Raw genomic sequence first — 18,087 nt, 5'->3', positions numbered from 1 at the left:
GATGGATTCGCAACGCAATCTTCTTATCATCGCTTTGTTGTTCGTGTCTTTCATGATCTGGCAAGCCTGGGAGCAGGACAAAAATCCGCAAACCCAGCAGCAGACCACGCAGACTACGACCACAGCAGCGGGTAGCGCCGCAGACCAGGGCGTACCGGCCAGTGGCCAGGGGAAACTGATTACGGTTAAAACTGATGTGCTTGATCTGACCATCAACACCAGCGGTGGTGATGTTGAGCAAGCGCTGCTTCCGGCTTACCCGAAAGCGCTGAAATCTACTGAACCGTTCCAGTTACTGGAAACCACGCCACAGTTTATCTATCAGGCACAGAGCGGCTTAACCGGTCGTGACGGCCCGGATAACCCGGCTAACGGCCCGCGTCCGCTGTATAACGCTGATAAAGATGCGTATGTACTGGCTGACGGCCAGAACGAAATCGTTATTCCGCTGACCTACACCGACAAAGCGGGCAACGTCTTCACCAAAACTTTCACCCTGAAACGCGGTGATTATGCGGTGAACGTTGGCTACAACGTGAAAAACGTCGGCGAAAAACCGCTGGAGATCTCCTCCTTCGGTCAGCTGAAGCAAACGGCAGCGCTGCCATCAAGCCGCGATACGCAAACCGGCGGTCTGTCTACCATGCACACCTTCCGTGGCGCGGCGTACTCCACTGCTGATTCGAAATACGAAAAATATAAATTCGATACTATCGTCGACAACGAAAACCTGAACGTCAGCACCAAAGACGGTTGGGTGGCGATGTTGCAGCAGTACTTCACCACCGCGTGGGTTCCGCATAACAACGGCACCAACAACTTCTATACCGCTAACCTCGGTAATGGCGTTGTCGCTATCGGCTATAAATCACAGCCGGTACTGGTGCAGCCTGGTCAAACCGACAAGCTGGAAAGCGTGCTGTGGGTCGGCCCGGCTCTGCAGGATAAAATGGCTGCCGTCGCGCCGCACCTGGATCTGACCGTCGACTACGGCTGGCTGTGGTTCATCTCCCAACCGCTGTTTAAGCTGCTGAAATTCATCCACGGCTTCCTCGGCAACTGGGGCTTCTCGATTATCGTCATCACCTTTATCGTTCGTGGCATCATGTACCCGCTGACTAAAGCGCAGTACACCTCCATGGCGAAGATGCGTATGCTGCAGCCGAAGATTCAGGCAATGCGCGAGCGTCTGGGCGACGATAAACAACGTCAAAGCCAGGAAATGATGGCGCTGTATAAAGCAGAAAAAGTTAACCCGCTGGGTGGCTGCTTCCCGCTGATTATTCAGATGCCTATCTTCCTTGCGCTGTACTACATGCTGAGCGCCTCGGTTGAACTGCGTCATGCGCCGTTTATCCTGTGGATCCACGACCTGTCCGCGCAAGACCCGTACTACATCCTGCCGATCATCATGGGCGCGACCATGTTCTTCATCCAGAAGATGTCGCCGACCACCGTGACCGACCCGATGCAGCAGAAGATCATGACCTTTATGCCGGTCATCTTCACGGTGTTCTTCCTGTGGTTCCCGTCTGGTCTGGTGGTGTACTACATCGTCAGCAACCTGGTAACCATTATTCAGCAGCAGCTGATTTACCGTGGTCTGGAGAAGCGTGGCCTGCATAGCCGCGAGAAGAAAAAATCCTGATTCGGTGTAGGCCGGATAAGGCGAAGCCGCCATCCGGCAATGCGCGCCGGGTTGCCTGATGGCGCTAACGCTTATCAGGCCTACAATCAAAAGGCGGTCGAATGACCGCCTTTTTTTATTGCGATTTGAAGAGACATATCATGAGCCATAACGACACTATCGTCGCCCAGGCAACCCCACCGGGACGCGGGGGTGTGGGCATCTTGCGTATCTCCGGCCTTAAGGCGCGAGACGTCGCGCAGGCGGTACTCGGCAAGCTGCCGAAGCCGCGCTATGCCGACTATCTGCCGTTCAAAGACGCCGACGGTACGCCGCTGGATCAGGGGATTGCGCTGTGGTTCCCGGGACCCAACTCCTTTACCGGCGAAGATGTCCTCGAACTGCAGGGCCACGGCGGCCCGGTCATTCTGGATCTGCTGCTCAAACGTATTCTGACGTTGCCCGGCGTTCGCATCGCCAATCCGGGCGAGTTTTCCGAGCGCGCGTTCCTCAACGACAAGCTCGACCTGGCGCAGGCAGAGGCCATCGCCGACCTTATCGACGCCAGCTCAGAGCAGGCGGCCCGTTCGGCGTTGAACTCCTTGCAAGGGGCCTTCTCCGCGCGTGTGAACCATCTTGTGGAAGCGCTCACTCACCTGCGCATCTACGTGGAAGCGGCGATTGATTTCCCGGATGAAGAAATTGATTTCCTCTCCGACGGTAAAATTGAAGCCCAACTGAACGACGTGATCGCCGATCTCGATGCCGTCCGCGCCGAAGCCCGTCAGGGCAGCCTGTTGCGTGAAGGGATGAAAGTGGTGATCGCTGGACGGCCTAACGCCGGTAAATCCAGCCTGCTAAACGCCCTGGCCGGCCGTGAAGCGGCGATCGTCACCGATATCGCCGGCACCACCCGCGACGTGCTGCGCGAGCATATTCATATCGACGGTATGCCGCTGCATATCATCGATACCGCAGGCCTACGTGACGCCAGCGATGAAGTGGAGCGCATCGGCATTGAACGCGCCTGGCAGGAAATTGAACAGGCGGATCGGGTGCTGTTTATGGTCGACGGCACCACCACCAGCGCCGTTGACCCGGCGGAGATCTGGCCGGACTTTATCGAACGCCTACCCGCTAAACTGCCGATTACCGTGGTGCGTAATAAAGCCGACGTCACCGGCGAAGCGCTGGGGCTCAGCGAAGTAAATGGCCACTCACTAATCCGCCTGTCGGCGCGTACCGGTGAAGGGGTCGAGGTGCTGCGCAACCACCTTAAGCAGAGCATGGGCTTCGATACCAACATGGAAGGCGGCTTCCTCGCCCGTCGTCGCCACCTGCAGGCGCTGGAAACGGCAGCGAACCATCTGCAGCAGGGAAAAGCCCAACTGCTGGGCGCCTGGGCCGGGGAACTGCTGGCGGAAGAGCTGCGTCTGTCGCAACAGGCATTAAGCGAAATCACCGGCGAATTTACCTCTGACGACCTGCTGGGCCGCATCTTCTCCAGTTTCTGTATTGGTAAGTAAGCGTTACAGGTAAGCATCTACTAACCCGCCATAACGTTCTGTTATGGCGGGTTTTTTATTTAATGTCCCTAATCACATCAACTCTGTGAAGCAATCACCTGTTTTTCCTTTCAGGAAAAGAGTGTTGTCCAAATGGCAACTCGTACTCCCTGGCGCTAGCCACTATGCTGTACGCCATTCTTATTGCGAGGGTCCTATGGCACGCTTTCTTATCTGCAGTTTCGCTTTGGTACTGCTCTATCCATCCGGCATTGATATGTATCTGGTCGGCCTACCGCGCATCGCCCAGGATCTTGGCGCCAGCGAGGCGCAGCTGCATATCGCCTTTTCGGTCTATTTAGCCGGTATGGCTACCGCGATGCTTTTTGCCGGGCGCGCGGCGGATAAATCCGGGCGTAAACCGGTCGCGATTTTTGGCGCCATCACCTTCATACTGGCCTCGCTACTGTGCTCGCAGGCGCATAACAGCACGCATTTCCTGATCGGCCGCTTTATCCAGGGGATTGGCGCGGGAAGCTGCTACGTCGTCGCTTTTGCCGTTCTGCGCGATACGCTGGACGAGCGCCGCCGCGCCAAGGTACTGTCGCTGCTTAATGGCATTACCTGCATCATTCCCGTTCTCGCGCCGGTACTTGGCCATCTGATCATGTTGAAATATCCGTGGCAGAGCCTGTTCTACACCATGACAGGCATGGGGGTGATGGTAGGGTTATTGTCGGTGGTTATGCTGCGCGAGACGCGCCCGACAACGCATCCGCAGGCAGGCGCACAGCATAATGCCACTGCTGAATCGCTGCTAAACCGGTTTTTCCTTAGCCGCATAGTCATTACGACTCTTAGCGTCACCGCAATTCTGACCTACGTGAACGTCTCTCCGGTGCTGATGATGGAAGAGATGGGTTTCGACCGCGGAACTTATTCAATGGCGATGGCGCTGATGGCGATGGTCAGCATGGCCGTGTCGTTCTCCACGCCGTTCGCCCTGACGCTGTTTAAACCACGCACCCTGATGCTGACCTCGCAGACGTTGTTCCTTGTCGCTGGCGTGGTATTGAGCCTCGCCGTCAGCCAGCCCCTCACCATGCTGGGATTAGGCATGATCTGCGCGGGTTTCTCGGTCGGCTTTGGCGTCGCGATGAGCCAGGCGCTAGGGCCTTTCACGCTGCGCGCGGGCGTCGCCAGTTCCGCTCTCGGTATCGCTCAGGTCTGTGGTTCTTCGCTGTGGATTTGGCTGGCGGCTATCATCGGGCTGAGCGCCATGAATATGCTGATCGGGATACTCATTGCCTGTAGCATAGTCAGTATTGTTCTGATACTGGTCGTCTCGCCGGCGCGCGCGACGCAAGATAATGAAGAAATCCCTGTCGAGTCTCGATCTTAATCTCCTGCTGTGCCTGCAGCTTCTGACCCAGGAGCGCAGCGTCACCCGCACGGCGAAACGGATGAACGTTTCGCCGTCGGCGGTGAGTAAATCATTGGCCAAGCTACGCGCCTGGTTTGACGATCCGCTATTTGTTAAAACCCCACTAGGGCTGGCGCCAACGCCGTTAATGAGCAGCATGGAGCAGGATCTCGCCGACTGGATGCAGATGGGCAATCAGATCCTCGATAAACCGCACCACACCATGCCAAGCGGCCTGAAGTTTGAGCTGGCGGCAGAATCGCCGCTGCTGATGATCCTGTTCAACACCCTCTCCCAGCAAATTTATCAACGTTATCCACAGGCGCTGATCCGCTTACGCAACTGGGATTACGACTCGCTGGATGCGATCATTCGCGGCGAGGTCGATATCGGTTTTTGCGGCCGGGAAACCCATCCCCGTTCGCGCGAACAGCTGAGCCTGCTGCCGTGGTATATCGATTTTGATATCCTGTTTAGCGACCTGCCGCAGGTGTGGCTGCGCGCCGATCATCCGGCGCTTAATGAAGAGTGGAATCTGGAAACATTCCTGCGCTATCCGCACATCAACATCTGCTGGGAACAGAGCGATACCTGGGCGCTGGATGATGTGCTGCATGACCTGGGCCACAAACGGACCGTTGCCCTGACCCTACCCGGCTTTGAGCAGTCGCTGTTTATGGCGGCACAGCCGAATCACACCATGATAGCCACCGCGCCGCGCTATTGTCAGCACTATAATCAGCAGCATCATCTGCCGCTGGTATCGCGCCCGCTGCCGCTGGAGCCGCAGCTACTGGAAAAAATGCGCGTGCCGTTCACCCTGCTGTGGCACAAGCGTAATAGCTATAATCCAAAGATCGTATGGCTCAGAGAGACCCTCAAACAGCTCTATTCCAATACGCTGTAGGGAATTTGCCCATCATCCTCACGTTGTTGCGCAAGAAATTGTAAAAGTCAGACATTATCCCTTCTCAAGGAAGAATTTCCGCATTAAAACCTGCTCATTGTGAGCGATAATATCATTCACAATTTTTATCTCTGACCATTAATCACGGAGCGACGAATGGCAACGCATTTTGCAAGAGGGATACTCAACACCAGGGAGCCGCTATCGACGCGTTTGTCGGCGGCATGTCATCAATCCGCACGTAACCTACCCGAATACCGACAGAGCCGCTATCGCGCCTCGCGTTCGCTGCTCGCTGAACTGCTTTTCATGCTTTATGGTATCGGCGAGCTGCCGGAAATCATCAGCGAACCCAATGGACGGCCCGTATTTCGCGATCCCCACCTTCCCCGCTTTTCCATCTCTTATGCCGGGAATATCGTCGGCGTAGCGCTAACGACGGAAGGTGACTGCGGTCTCGATATGGAACTGCAGCACGCCTCGCGTGGCGTCCATCCGCTACATGCCGCCGATCGCTATGTCTTCAATAGCAATGAGAATTTATGGATTAACATCCAGCACGATCCGGATGAAGCCCGCGCCCAACTGGTCGCGCTGCGCCGCAGCGTGCTGAAGCTCACCGGTGAAGCCCCGGTACGAGTACAACTGCTGCCGGGGTCTGGTCGCCTGCGTACCGCTGGCACCCAATCGATTGAAGCCATCTGTGATGCCGAAACGCTGCTGGTGTGGTCAATTGCCGTCACCCCGAATATCGGGCCGCTGAAGGTCTGGGAATTCGATAGTAAAGAGGGCTGGCGCTGCCTGCCTGATGCGCAAACGCGCGCCAAAGAGACTGACGCGCGCCTGATGCGCTTTACCAGCTTACCGGTAGAAAAAGTATTCTCCCTCAACTGACCGGTTTAGCCGGCCATCATGATGCAAAGGAGCACTCATGTCTGATACGTTGAAAGTTGTTACGTTACTCGGAAGTCTGCGCAAAGGTTCTTTTAATGCCATGGTTGCGCGTACGCTGCCAGGCATTGCGCCTGCGGGCATGGAAATCTCCGCGCTGCCGTCGATCGGCGATATCCCGCTGTACGATGCCGATATCCAACAGGAAGAGGGGTTCCCGCAGAGCGTGCAGGAGATCGCGAAACAAATCCGCGAAGCGGACGGCGTGGTGATCGTTACCCCGGAATATAACTACTCGGTACCCGGCGGCCTGAAGAACGCCATCGACTGGCTCTCACGTCTACCGGAGCAGCCGCTGGCCGGTAAGCCGGTGCTGATCCAGACCAGCTCAATGGGCGCTATCGGCGGGGCCCGCTGCCAGTATCATCTGCGCCAGATTCTGGTCTTCCTCGATGCGATGGTCATGAACAAGCCGGAGTTTATGGGCGGCGTGATTCAGAACAAAGTCGATCCGCAGGCGGGTGAAGTGGTCGATCAGAGCACGCTGGACCATCTGCGCGGCCAGCTGACCGCATTTGGCGATTATATTCAGCGGGTTAAAGCATAAAAAAAGCCCGGCAGCGATGCCGGGCCATTTCATCATGCGTGCGGCTCAATGCGCATCGATAAAGACAATTTTCAGCACGAACAGCAGCGAAACGATAATCACGCACGGGCTGAGTTCACGCAGACGGCCAGTGCCAATCTTCATCACGCAGTAGGAAATAAAGCCCAGGGCGATACCTTCGGTGATCGAGAAGCTGAACGGCATCATCACCGCGGTGATAAACGCCGGTACCGCTTCCGTCAGGTCATCCCACTTCACGCGCGCCAGACTTGAGGTCATCAGCACGCCAACGTAAATCAGCGCCCCGGCGGCGGCGTAGGCCGGAACCATCCCCGCCAGCGGCGACAGGAAGATGACCAGCAGGAACAGGATACCCACGACAACGGCGGTCAGGCCGGTACGCCCGCCAACCGAAACGCCGGAGGAGGATTCGATATAGGCCGTAACCGAAGAGGTGCCAATAAAGGAGCCGGCGACGGACGACACGCTATCAACGAACAGCGCCTGCTTCATGCGCGGGAATTTACCCTGCGCATCCGCCAGCCCGGCTTTATCGGTAACGCCAATCAGGGTGCCGGAGGAGTCGAACAGGTTAACCAGCATGAACGAGAAGATCACGCCCGCCAGGCCAAGGTTCAACGAACCGGCCAGATCGACCTGACCCACAACCGAGGTTACGCTCGGCGGCGCGGAGACGATGCCGGTATAGTGCACATCGCCGAGCATCCAGCCCAACAGGGTGGTAACGACGATAGAGACCAGTACGGCGGCATGAATATTACGCGACGCCAGGATAGCGATAATAAAGAATCCGAGCACGCCCAGCAGCACGCTGTGGGAGGTCAGGTTACCGATGCTGACCAGCGTGTCCTGGTTCGCCACGATAACGCCAGCGTTCTTCAGGCCCATCATGCCGATAAACAACCCGATACCGCTGGTAATGCCCACGCGCAGGCTCACCGGGATATTGGCAATCATCCAGTAGCGTACGCGGAAGAGGGTCAGCAGCAGCAGGCCAACGGCGCCCCAGAAAATCGCGCCCATCCCCACCTGCCACGGCAGGCCCATCGCCTGAACCACCACGAAGGCAAAGAAGGCATTCAGACCCATCGCTGGCGCCAGCGCCACCGGCAGATTCGCGAACAGCCCCATCAGGATGCTGCCGAAGGCCGCGATCAGACAGGTGGTCACAAAGACAGCGCTGGTATCCATACCCGCCACGCCAAGAATTTGTGGGTTCACGAAGACGATGTAGACCATCGTCAGGAACGTGGTGAAACCGGCGATCGCTTCAGTGCGCACCGTGGTGCCGTGCTCGCGCAGTTTAAATACGCGCTCCAGCAGACCCTGGCCAGAAGACTGGCTGGTTTGTTGTTGACTCATTATCGGTTTCCGAACGTAAAAGGAGGGAAAATTCGAGGCTATCCTATACCAAATTACGGCACCAGGCGCGGTTGTATGGTAATTTTTTTCATTTATTTTGCTTATACGGCAACGATTGCGTCGCGGCATTGAGCATTACGAAAACGTTAAACTTGTTAAACTGGAAAGAGTATGACCCAACCACAAGCAGTATTTTTCGATTGTGACGGCACGCTGGTCGACAGCGAGGTGATTTGCTCACGCGCCTATGTTCACATGTTTCAGGAATTCGGTATTACGCTGGATTTAGCCGAAATTTTTAAGCGCTTCAAGGGCGTTAAGCTGTACGAGATTATCGACACCATCAACGCTGAATATGGCGTTAACCTGCAGAAAGAGACTCTGGAGCCGGTGTATCGCGCCGAAGTCGCCCGTCTGTTCGATAGCGAGCTGGAGGTCATCCCCGGCGCCGCTGCGCTGCTGGACGCGGTGAAGATCCCGATGTGCGTGGTGTCGAATGGCCCGGTCAGTAAAATGCAGCATTCGCTCGGTAGAACACAGATGCTGCACCACTTCCCCGACCGGCTGTACAGCGGTTACGACATTCAGCGCTGGAAACCCGACCCGGCGCTGATGTTCCATGCGGCAGAGGCCATGCAGGTACAAGTCGAAAACTGTATTCTGGTCGATGATTCCAGCGCGGGAGCCCAATCGGGGATCGCCGCGGGTATGGAAGTCTTTTACTTCTGCGCCGACCCGCACAACCAACCGATCGATCATCCAAAGGTAACGACCTTCACCGATTTAGCTGAGCTGCCGGCATTGTGGAGAGCGCGTGGCTGGGATATTACTCGTTAAGACCCGGCGTCGCTACGCTCGGCCGGGCTACGGTTGATCACAACGGTAGCCCCGCTGGCCAGCGGCTTTTTAGTGCTGCAATTCCGCCGCTGCTGCTTTATCCGCAATAATCACCAACGAAGGGTGCAATTTGAGCACCGATGCCGGCACCTGTTCGCTGACCGGGCCTTCCACCACCTGCTTTAGCGCTTGCGCTTTCGCCGCGCCGCTGACAATCAGCAGCAGGTTTTTTGCCGCCATCACGCTTTTCGGCCCCATGGTGACATAGCTATCCGGCACCACGTTGAAATCGCCCCCCATCTCACCGTTCGCGACAATGCCAATCAGATCCCCCTGAATCGGCACTTCGACCGTCTCATCATGAAAGCGCGTGGTGTTCGGCAGGTTGCCGCAAAAATGGCCGTCGGCGCCCAGCCCCAGCACGACCAGGTCAAGACCGCCGGCCTCTTCGAGGCGGCGATCGTGTTGAGCCGCGTTCTCCAGCGTCAATTTATGGATGTTCTCTTCTTTGATTTGCGCTGGAGTAAAAAACAGCTGGCGCAGGTTGGAAATCGTCACCCCTTCACGCTGCTGGCCGCGAAAAGGAATCTCATCAAAGTTGTAATAGTGCACCCGATCATAGAATGATTTCCCTTTGATGGCGGCCACCAAATGCTCATACATACGCTTCGGCGTACTCCCCGCCGTCACCGCCAGATTCATTCGTCGCGGCATCGTGATATAGCCTAAAAGATGATGGCAGGCGACCAGGCTCATCTCTTCATAATCTTCCGTCACAATCAATTTCATCTCATCTTCCTTTACTGGTTGAGACAGGGGGCGCCATGCCCCCTGACGGTTATTTAAAGAGCTTTTGCACAAACTCGGCATAGGCCGGACGCCAGACGTCCATTTCATGATTCAGGCCAGGATAAGAGTGGTAATCAAATTTGATCTTCTGCTTTTCCAGTTCGCTTTTCAGGCCGGCAATATCTTTGCCAGTGACGGCGTCTTTTTCGCCAACCACCAGCGTAAAGTTACGCAGTTGCTTATTGATGGCGTCAGGGTTATTCAACTGCGCCTCCACGCCAGCGTCGGGAACCGTGGTTGTCGTAACCCCGCTTAAGGTGGCAAGCCACCCGAAGCTCTCAAGATGGTTCATCCCGGACACCAGCGCCTGGTAACCGCCCTGCGACAGCCCCGCCAGCGCCCGGCCGTCGGCATCTTTACGCACGTTAAATCGGGAATCGATCAGCGGAATGATGTCGTGCATCAGTTCGTTGTCTGCGGCTTTCGCATTGAGTGGATAGAAGTTTTTACGCCGCTCCTGCGGCGGGAAGTTTTCCGCGATCGCTTGAGGAATATCGGTTTCGGTATCCGGCACCACCACCAGCATCGGCTTGATTTTGCCCTCCGCCAGCAGATTATCCATCATTTGCGGGATGCGTCCCTGGTCGATGGCCGACAGACCGCTATCGCCAAAACCGTGGTAGAAATAGAGCACCGGCAAAGGCTCGCCGCTGCCGTTATAGCCCGGTGGCGTCCAGACGTAGACGCGACGCTCTGACTTAAGCGCCGTCGAATGGTAGGTGACGGTACGCAGATCGCCGTGCGGGACCGCCCGATCGTCAAGAATGCTGCCGGGCACCAGGATCAGGCTGGTATTCACCTGGCGTTGCGGTTTCTGGTAGCGACTGCCGGTGTCGACGGAACGAAAACCGTCCACATCGAAGTAGTACTCATAAAGATTGGCGGCCAGGCGATCGCTTTTCCACGTCCATACGCCCTGGGTGTCTTTGGTCATGTCATGAGAGACAAAGGTATCCGGCGTCGACCCCGTGACGACGGAAACGCGCCTGGCATCGGGGGCAAATAACCGGAAAGTCACGCTGTTATCCGTATTCACCTGAGTAATATATTGGCTGACAGGAATAGCGGCATCAGGCATCGTCGGCAGCGGTGCGGCGTGCGCCGTAAATAATGTGGCGCCAGCCAGCGCCAGGGCGAAGTAAATTGCATGTCGTTTCATTTTGATTCCTTTTTACGTTTTTATTAGCAGGCGCTTGCGGCCTTACCACCAAATTTCGGCCTGCGCGCCGAGTGCGAACTGGTCGTTCTTGCCATCTTCAAAAACCGCGGTGGTATTGTTAGCAGCCTTATCCAGATCGATATCTTCAGCTTTAATATAAGTCGCATAAAAACGGATTTCCGGGCGCGAGGTCAGCATACTGGTATTGACTTTGAAGGTATGGAATAAGGTGGTCTTATAACCGGATTCGTTATATTTCTTCCCCGTCACATCTTTGTTCTGCTGTTTGAAGTAGCCCAATTCAACGCCGGTCTGATTATATTTATTCCAGATATATGCCGGACGGACCACGGCGCGAATAGATTCAAAATCTGAATGGGCGCCGGTTTCATAGCTATAAACGTCATTACCAAATGAGTAGACGATTGCATTCGCCATAATGACATCATCGCGCAGATAGGTTTCCCCCTGCGAGGTTAAGCGCACGGCGGTGCCGTTGGTATGATCGCCATAATAGCGCCCATTATTGGTGGTATATGGGCTCGAACCGGCATAGCGCGAGAAGCTGCTGGCGATAGAGTTGTTCGCCAGTAATAATGAGAACTCGTTAAAGCCGCCGTTATCAAATTTCTGCGTTAATGAGGTCCCCACCATCCAGGTATCTTTCCATTGGTAGTAACCTTCATTCCCCTCTTTATATTTCTCTGATGAGCTTTGATTGGCGGCGACATAGCGCCCGCTCACCATCAGCGAGGCTTTATCCCACAGCGGAATATCTTTGTAACGCACATCCAGGGTATTGGTATTAATTTGCTGCTTTTTAGTCAAAGAGCGGTCATAGTCATCGATGTCTTCGCGCACCAGCGCGATATCAAATTTACCGGCGCCCACCTTCCAGTTTTCAAGCCCCACGCCGGCCGCCGCATCGGTTCTTTGCGTTTTCCAGTCCAGCATCTGGATCTCGATTTTCGGCGCGCCGTGCTTACCGACCCAGAAATCCGCTTCCGGGGCAAACGGCAGAAAGCCTTTAGTGTTGACGTACATATCCGAGAACTGAAGGTAGTTTTCGCCGCCGGCATTGTCGCCAAACCAGCCGGTAGAATACTGCTGACCCACGTTGCCATCGAGCATCACGATGGCATCCACACGTTTGTCGCCCTCCTGAAAAACGCGCTGTTTAAGCTGTAAATCAAACCAGCCGGAATACTCGTTACCCAAACGGCCAAGCGAGCCGATGGCCCACGATTTTGGCGAACCGTGCGAGGCGGTCCCCCAGCCAGAACGGTAATAGCCGTTATAGCTAAAGCCGATTTCATCTTTTACAAACTTGCTAAAATCTTTCAGCGTCATGGCGCTATAGGTTGGCTCGCCGCCCTGCGCCGGCTGTTCATTTTTGACCAGTACCGCATCCGGCTTAGCGGCCGCTTGGGTCGCCGTGGGCGCTTTCGCACTCTGGCTCTTCTGGCTATTTACCGGTTGCGACCAGGCGGCCCAGACCTGGTTCCTTTTTTTCTCCAGATCCTGATATTTCTTGAGTTCTTTTTGCGTGTCCTGAAGCGCTTTTTCCAGAAGCTCCAGCCGTTGTTCAACCGTAAGTTGCCCGGCAATAAGATTTGTTGAATAAGAAAGCGGCGCCAGCAAAACCATCGCCGAAGCGATCATATTTCTTCTAATCATAATAATCCCTTATATAAGCATTGGCGTAAATGAAACACGTAATGAATAAATAGCGTTATGTTTTTAATAAACTGCATTAATACCATTCCACATAACTGCAGCTTTTATTTCCCTGCCGAATAAGTGGCAAAAAAAAACCTGAAGGAGACCATCTGCATTAACAGATAATCCTCTTCAGGTTTTGCCCGCTCATTGCGGTAACAACCCTTATCACCAACCGTTCAGCGTCTAAAACAAAAAAACCTGACATCGCCGCCTGGGGCAATATCAGGTTTTGCCTGCTGTCGCAGTAACAATCCATTTGACCTTCTGAGCAGCAACGCCCGGTCAGTGGGAAAGATTGTTACGCGATAAAATTTAAAACTCAAATAGCCAGAGTATTAATTGTGACGATAATCGCAGCAATATGTCAGCGATGCAGACAATCATTGTTGATTCTGATTATTCCCTTTACCAGAATCAACCATCATGATCTTTACTCTTTCGGATCTTTACCCGCGAGCAGTTTATCCAGTTCGTCGCCGCCTACGTGACGGAAATCCTGGCCTTTGACGAAGTAGAAAATATATTCGCAAATATTCTGACAGCGATCGCCAATACGCTCGATGGAACGCGCGCAGAACAGCGCGGTCAGGACGCTCGGAATGGTGCGTGAGTCTTCCATCATGTAGGTCATCAGCTGGCGCACGATGCCTTCATATTCCTGGTCGACTTTCTTATCTTCACGATAGATGCGTACCGCCTCATCAAGATCCATACGCGCAAAGGCATCCAGCACGTCATGCAGCATCTGGACGGTATGGCGGCCCAGCGACTCCAGGCTCACCAGCAGCGGCTGGTGCTGCTGGGAAAACTTCTCCAGCGCGGTGCGGCAGATTTTATCCGCCACGTCGCCAATACGTTCCAGCTCGGCGATAGTCTTGATGATCGCCATCACCAGGCGCAGGTCGCTGGCGGTCGGCTGACGTTTAGCGATGATACGCACACAGGCCTCGTCGATCGCCACTTCCATCATATTGACCTGCTTGTCGCCGTCGATTACGCGCTTCGCCAGATCGCTGTCCTGATTATGCATCGCGGTGATCGCATCAGAAAGCTGCTGCTCCACCAGCCCACCCATGGTCATCACCTGGGTGCGAATGTACTCCAGCTCTGCGTTGAACTGGCCGGAAATATGTTTATTAAGATTTAAGTTATCCATGATGTCTCCTGATTGCCCATCGGGTTAGCACCTGAAAGCAGAAGGGCAATCAACCGTAGCGGCCAGTAATATAATCTTCAGTTTGCTTCTTAGCGGGCTTGGTAAACAGATCGTCCGTGTTGCTGAATTCAATCAGCTCGCCAAGATACATAAATGCCGTATGGTCGGAACAACGCGCAGCCTGCTGCATGTTGTGGGTAACGATAACGACGGTGTAATCCTGCTTCAGCTCGGTGATAAGTTCCTCGATGCGCCCGGTGGAGATCGGGTCCAGCGCTGAGCAAGGTTCATCGAGCAACAGCACTTCCGGGCGAATCGCGATACCGCGGGCGATACACAGACGCTGCTGCTGACCACCGGAGAGAGAATACCCGCTCTGGTGCAGTTTATCTTTGGTTTCATTCCATAATGCGGCTTTGGTCAACGCCCACTGCACGCGCTCGTCCATATCGGCTCGCGACAGCTTCTCAAACAGGCGCACGCCGAAGGCGATGTTGTCGTAGATGGACATCGGAAACGGCGTCGGCTTCTGGAATACCATCCCCACTTTCGCGCGCAGCAGCGCGATATCCTGGGTATTGGTGAGAATATTGTCGCCATCCAGCAGAATTTCGCCTTCCGCACGCTGCTCCGGGTACAGCTCAAACATCTTGTTGAACGTACGCAGCAGAGTGGATTTACCGCATCCTGACGGGCCGATAAACGCCGTCACCTGGTTCTTAGCGATATCCAGGTTGATGTTCTTCAGGGCATGGAATTTGCCGTAGTAGAAGTTCAGGTCACGAACTGAAATTTTACCCGGATTCGCGTTCACCATACTCATCTCAATCTCTTCCTCATTCGGCGCCGCTTAGGCCGCGCCGCAAAAATTAACCGTGTTTCTTCTTCGCGAAGACAACGCGCGCCAGAATATTCAGCAGCAAGACGCACAGGGTGATAATCAATACCCCGGCCCATGCCAGTTGCTGCCATTCCGCGAACGGACTCATGGCAAATTTAAAAATGGTCACCGGCAGGTTGGCGATCGGCTGCATCATATCGGTGCTCCAGAACTGGTTGGAGAGCGCGGTGAACAGCAGCGGCGCCGTCTCCCCGGCGATACGGGCAATGGCCAGCAGGATACCGGTCATAATGCCGGATACCGACGCCTTAAGGGTGATCGCGGAAATCATCTTCCATTTCGGCGTCCCCAGCGCATAGGCTGCTTCACGCAGGCTATCCGGCACCAGCTTTAGCATGTTTTCAGTGGTACGAATCACGATGGGCACCTGCAGCAGCGCCAGCGCGATAACGCCCGCCCAGCCGGAGAAATGCTGCATCTGCGCCACCACGATGGTGTAGACAAACAGACCCACGACGATAGACGGCGCGGAAAGCAGAATATCGTTGATAAAGCGGATGATTTCCGCCAGTACCGACTTACGGCCATATTCCGCCAGATAGATACCGGCCATGATACCCAGCGGCGTACCAAAGACGGTCGCCCACAGGATCAGCAGGCCGCTGCCCGCCAGGGCGTTCGCCAGACCGCCGCCCGCGGTATTCGGCGGCGGCGTCATTTCGGTGAACAGCGCCAGGCTCATGCCGTCGATGCCACGCGTGATGGTCGACATCAGGATCCAGATAAGCCAGAAGAGGCCGAATGCCATGGTCGCCATCGACAGGGTCAGGGCGATGCGGTTCTTCAGGCGGCGCTTAGCCTGCATCTTGCGACGGGATTCCGCCAGTTCGGCGGTGGTTTGCAATTCGATCGTTGCCATTAGCGTGCCCCCTCGTTCTTAGCGAGACGCATAATCATGAACTTCGACGCGGCCAGAACGATAAAGGTGATAACGAACAGGATCAGGCCCAGTTCCATCAGCGCCGCTACGTGCAGGCCGCTTTCCGCTTCCGCGAATTCATTGGCCAGCGCCGAGGTAATACTGTTGCCCGGCATATACAGCGAAGCGCTGTCGAGCTGATAGGTGTTGCCGATGATAAAGGTGACCGCCATGGTTTCGCCCAGCGCGCGCCCCAGACCAAGCATGACGCCGCCAATCACCCCGTTTTTAGTAAACGGCAGCACGATGCGCCAAATCACCTCCCACGTGGTGCAGCCGATCCCATAAGCGGACTCTTTCATCATCACCGGCGTCTGCTCGAAGACGTCACGCATTACCGCGGCGATATAAGGAATGATCATGATGGCCAGAATGACGCCGGCCGCCAGGATGCCGATACCGAACGCCGGGCCGGCAAACAGCGCGCCGACAAACGGGATCGTCGACAGGACGTTGCCGACTGGTTCCTGGAAGTAAGTCGCAAACAGCGGGGCGAAAATAAACAGGCCCCACATGCCGTATACGATACTTGGGATCGCCGCCAGCAGCTCAATAGCGATACCCAGCGGGCGTTTTAGCCAGGCCGGGGAGAGTTCAGTCAGGAACAGCGCGATGCCGAAGCTCACCGGAACGGCGATCAACAACGCGATAATGGAGGTAACCAGAGTCCCGTAAATCGGTACCAGCGCACCGAAGATTTCATTCGGCGCATCCCACTCTTTGGTCCACAAAAAGGAAAAGCCAAATTTCTGAATACTTGGCCATGAAGAGATGATGAGGGAAACGATGATGCCACCCAGCATCAATAGCACAATCAGCGCAGCCAGTTTTACCAGCGCGCTGAAGATCATGTCACCCTTTTTCCCCGGAGGGTTGAATGCCGGCTTGCTTGCAGCCATAGGTTACTCTTTAAGTTCGGGCCCAAAAAGCCAGCATTTTACTGAGCTTACGGGCAAAGGTAATGCTATACCCGAAATAATTCGAGCTGCAGGAAGCTAGCCGGCAGCTCGACATTCCGCGGGTATTAGTACAGCGCTTTACCGCTGCTGTCTTTCACGTTGGTTTTCCATGCGGCGCGAACCTGCTCAACCACGCTGTCCGGCAGGCTGGCGTAATCCAGCGCATTCGCTTCTTTGCCGCCGTTTTTATATGCCCAGTCGAAGAACTTCAGCACTTCCGCGGTATTCTCCGGCTTATTGGAGGCCTTGTGGACGAGGATGAAAGTGGTTGAGGTGATCGGCCATGCATTTTCACCTTTCTGGTTAGTCAGGTCCTGAGCGAAGGACTTGCTCCAGTCGATACCTTTCGCCGCATTAGCGAAGTTATCTTCCGTCGGGCTGACCGGCTTGCCGTCAGCGGACAGCAGTTTGGTGTAAGCCAGGTTATTCTGCTTAGCGTAAGCATACTCGACGTAGCCGATCGCGCCCGGCAGACGCTGAACGAAGGCCGCGATACCGTCGTTGCCTTTACCGCCCAGACCGGTCGGCCAGTTTACGGTAGATCCTGCGCCAATTTTAGATTTCCACTCTTCGTTCACTTTCGCCAGATAGCTGGTGAAGACGAAAGAAGTACCGGAACCATCTGCGCGGCGAACCACAGCGATGTTCTGAGCCGGCAGCTTCAGGCCAGGGTTGAGTTTAGCGATCGCTTCGTCATCCCATTTTTTGATTTTGCCCAGGTAGATGTCGCCGAGGGTTTTACCATCCAGCACCAGCTCGCCGGATTTAACGCCCGGCAGGTTAACCGCCAGCACCACGCCGCCGATCACGGTCGGGAACTGGAACAGGCCTTCCTGCGCCAGTTTGTCATCAGCCAGAGGAGCATCAGAAGCACCGAAATCCACGGTGTTGGCAATAATCTGTTTAACGCCGCCAGAGGAACCAATACCCTGGTAGTTAACTTTATTGCCCGTTTCTTTCTGATAGGTATCAGCCCATTTGGCATACACCGGAGCAGGGAAAGTTGCACCTGCGCCAGTCAGGCTTGCTGCTGCGAAAGCAGAGAAAGCGCTCATCGATAAGGTCGCGGCGACAACTGTTGCGACGGTGGTACGCATAACGTTCATAATGTCTCCTGCTGGGATTCGTAAACCGTTGTTTCGAAGCTATGGTGAGCAAAATAGGACAAACAGGTGACAGTAAAATGTACGAATTATGACAGTTTTATGACACACCAGGGGAAAGTAAGAAAACCTAAAATAA

General features: G+C 55.0%; 16 protein-coding genes. 7 read left to right on the top strand and 9 right to left on the bottom strand.

Going from position 1 to position 18,087, the window contains the following annotated elements; all coding sequences use genetic code 11:
* Nucleotide 1: 1 nt before the first annotated feature.
* The 6 genes from yidC (at nucleotide 2) to KGA69_RS06265 (ending at nucleotide 6,960) form a co-directional block, all read left to right on the top strand.
* A complete protein-coding gene (gene yidC / locus KGA69_RS06290; protein ID WP_015369027.1) occupies nucleotides 2-1,648 on the top strand; it encodes a membrane protein insertase YidC in 1,647 nt (548 codons plus the stop codon).
* A gap of 140 nt (nucleotides 1,649-1,788) precedes the next feature.
* Nucleotides 1,789-3,153, top strand: a complete 1,365-nt coding sequence (mnmE, locus tag KGA69_RS06285; protein WP_042894095.1) for a tRNA uridine-5-carboxymethylaminomethyl(34) synthesis GTPase MnmE — start codon at nucleotides 1,789-1,791, stop codon at nucleotides 3,151-3,153.
* A 196-nt stretch (nucleotides 3,154-3,349) separates the two neighbouring features.
* Nucleotides 3,350-4,534, top strand: coding sequence for an MFS transporter (locus KGA69_RS06280; RefSeq protein WP_063447578.1), 1,185 nt, complete (start codon nucleotides 3,350-3,352; stop codon nucleotides 4,532-4,534).
* Nucleotides 4,503-5,462, top strand: coding sequence for an HTH-type transcriptional regulator YidZ (yidZ, locus tag KGA69_RS06275; RefSeq protein ID WP_045395986.1), 960 nt, complete (start codon nucleotides 4,503-4,505; stop codon nucleotides 5,460-5,462). The genes KGA69_RS06280 and yidZ overlap by 32 nt, the downstream gene beginning before the upstream one ends.
* Nucleotides 5,463-5,771: 309 nt before the next feature.
* Nucleotides 5,772-6,356, top strand: a complete 585-nt coding sequence (locus KGA69_RS06270; protein ID WP_161798780.1) for a 4'-phosphopantetheinyl transferase family protein — start codon at nucleotides 5,772-5,774, stop codon at nucleotides 6,354-6,356.
* 37 nt (nucleotides 6,357-6,393) lie between these two features.
* Nucleotides 6,394-6,960 (top strand): NADPH-dependent FMN reductase, encoded by a 567-nt coding sequence (locus KGA69_RS06265; protein ID WP_045378124.1) that lies wholly within the window; start codon nucleotides 6,394-6,396, stop codon nucleotides 6,958-6,960.
* 45 nt (nucleotides 6,961-7,005) lie between these two features.
* Here KGA69_RS06265 and KGA69_RS06260 read toward each other — a convergent pair whose 3' ends face one another.
* Nucleotides 7,006-8,343 carry an NCS2 family permease gene (locus tag KGA69_RS06260; protein WP_072206473.1) on the bottom strand — a complete coding sequence of 446 codons (1,338 nt, stop codon included), beginning with the start codon at nucleotides 8,341-8,343 and terminating at the stop codon, nucleotides 7,006-7,008.
* A 171-nt stretch (nucleotides 8,344-8,514) separates the two neighbouring features.
* Here KGA69_RS06260 and yieH point away from each other — a divergent pair, with 171 nt between their 5' ends.
* Nucleotides 8,515-9,180, top strand: coding sequence for a 6-phosphogluconate phosphatase (yieH, locus tag KGA69_RS06255; protein WP_032713001.1), 666 nt, complete (start codon nucleotides 8,515-8,517; stop codon nucleotides 9,178-9,180).
* 69 nt (nucleotides 9,181-9,249) lie between these two features.
* Here the strand turns inward: yieH and KGA69_RS06250 are convergent, their stop codons facing one another.
* The 8 genes from KGA69_RS06250 to pstS form a co-directional block, all read right to left on the bottom strand.
* Nucleotides 9,250-9,969 carry a glucosamine-6-phosphate deaminase gene (locus KGA69_RS06250; protein ID WP_045395991.1) on the bottom strand — a complete coding sequence of 240 codons (720 nt, stop codon included), beginning with the start codon at nucleotides 9,967-9,969 and terminating at the stop codon, nucleotides 9,250-9,252.
* 49 nt (nucleotides 9,970-10,018) lie between these two features.
* Nucleotides 10,019-11,188, bottom strand: coding sequence for an alpha/beta hydrolase-fold protein (locus KGA69_RS06245; RefSeq protein ID WP_213292908.1), 1,170 nt, complete (start codon nucleotides 11,186-11,188; stop codon nucleotides 10,019-10,021).
* Nucleotides 11,189-11,230: 42 nt separating this feature from the next.
* Nucleotides 11,231-12,865, bottom strand: a complete 1,635-nt coding sequence (locus tag KGA69_RS06240) for a carbohydrate porin (protein WP_213292907.1) — start codon at nucleotides 12,863-12,865, stop codon at nucleotides 11,231-11,233.
* A gap of 475 nt (nucleotides 12,866-13,340) precedes the next feature.
* The gene (gene phoU, locus KGA69_RS06235) at nucleotides 13,341-14,066 is read right to left on the bottom strand and encodes a phosphate signaling complex protein PhoU (RefSeq protein WP_004145007.1); all 726 of its coding nucleotides are present in this window, start codon (nucleotides 14,064-14,066) and stop codon (nucleotides 13,341-13,343) included.
* 49 nt (nucleotides 14,067-14,115) lie between these two features.
* Nucleotides 14,116-14,889, bottom strand: coding sequence for a phosphate ABC transporter ATP-binding protein PstB (gene pstB, locus KGA69_RS06230; protein ID WP_015369015.1), 774 nt, complete (start codon nucleotides 14,887-14,889; stop codon nucleotides 14,116-14,118).
* 46 nt (nucleotides 14,890-14,935) lie between these two features.
* On the bottom strand, nucleotides 14,936-15,826 hold the full coding sequence (gene pstA / locus KGA69_RS06225; RefSeq protein WP_045395998.1) for a phosphate ABC transporter permease PstA: 891 nt from the start codon (nucleotides 15,824-15,826) through the stop codon (nucleotides 14,936-14,938).
* A complete protein-coding gene (pstC, locus tag KGA69_RS06220) occupies nucleotides 15,826-16,785 on the bottom strand; it encodes a phosphate ABC transporter permease PstC (protein ID WP_045396000.1) in 960 nt (319 codons plus the stop codon). The genes pstA and pstC overlap by 1 nt, the downstream gene beginning before the upstream one ends.
* A 125-nt stretch (nucleotides 16,786-16,910) precedes the next feature.
* On the bottom strand, nucleotides 16,911-17,951 hold the full coding sequence (pstS, locus tag KGA69_RS06215; RefSeq protein WP_015369012.1) for a phosphate ABC transporter substrate-binding protein PstS: 1,041 nt from the start codon (nucleotides 17,949-17,951) through the stop codon (nucleotides 16,911-16,913).
* Between the last annotated feature and the right edge of the window lie 136 nt (nucleotides 17,952-18,087).

The organism is Klebsiella sp. A52, assembly GCF_018388785.1.
GTDB classification, from domain to species: domain Bacteria; phylum Pseudomonadota; class Gammaproteobacteria; order Enterobacterales; family Enterobacteriaceae; genus Klebsiella; species Klebsiella aerogenes.
This window is presented reverse-complemented; position numbering and strand designations above follow the sequence as displayed.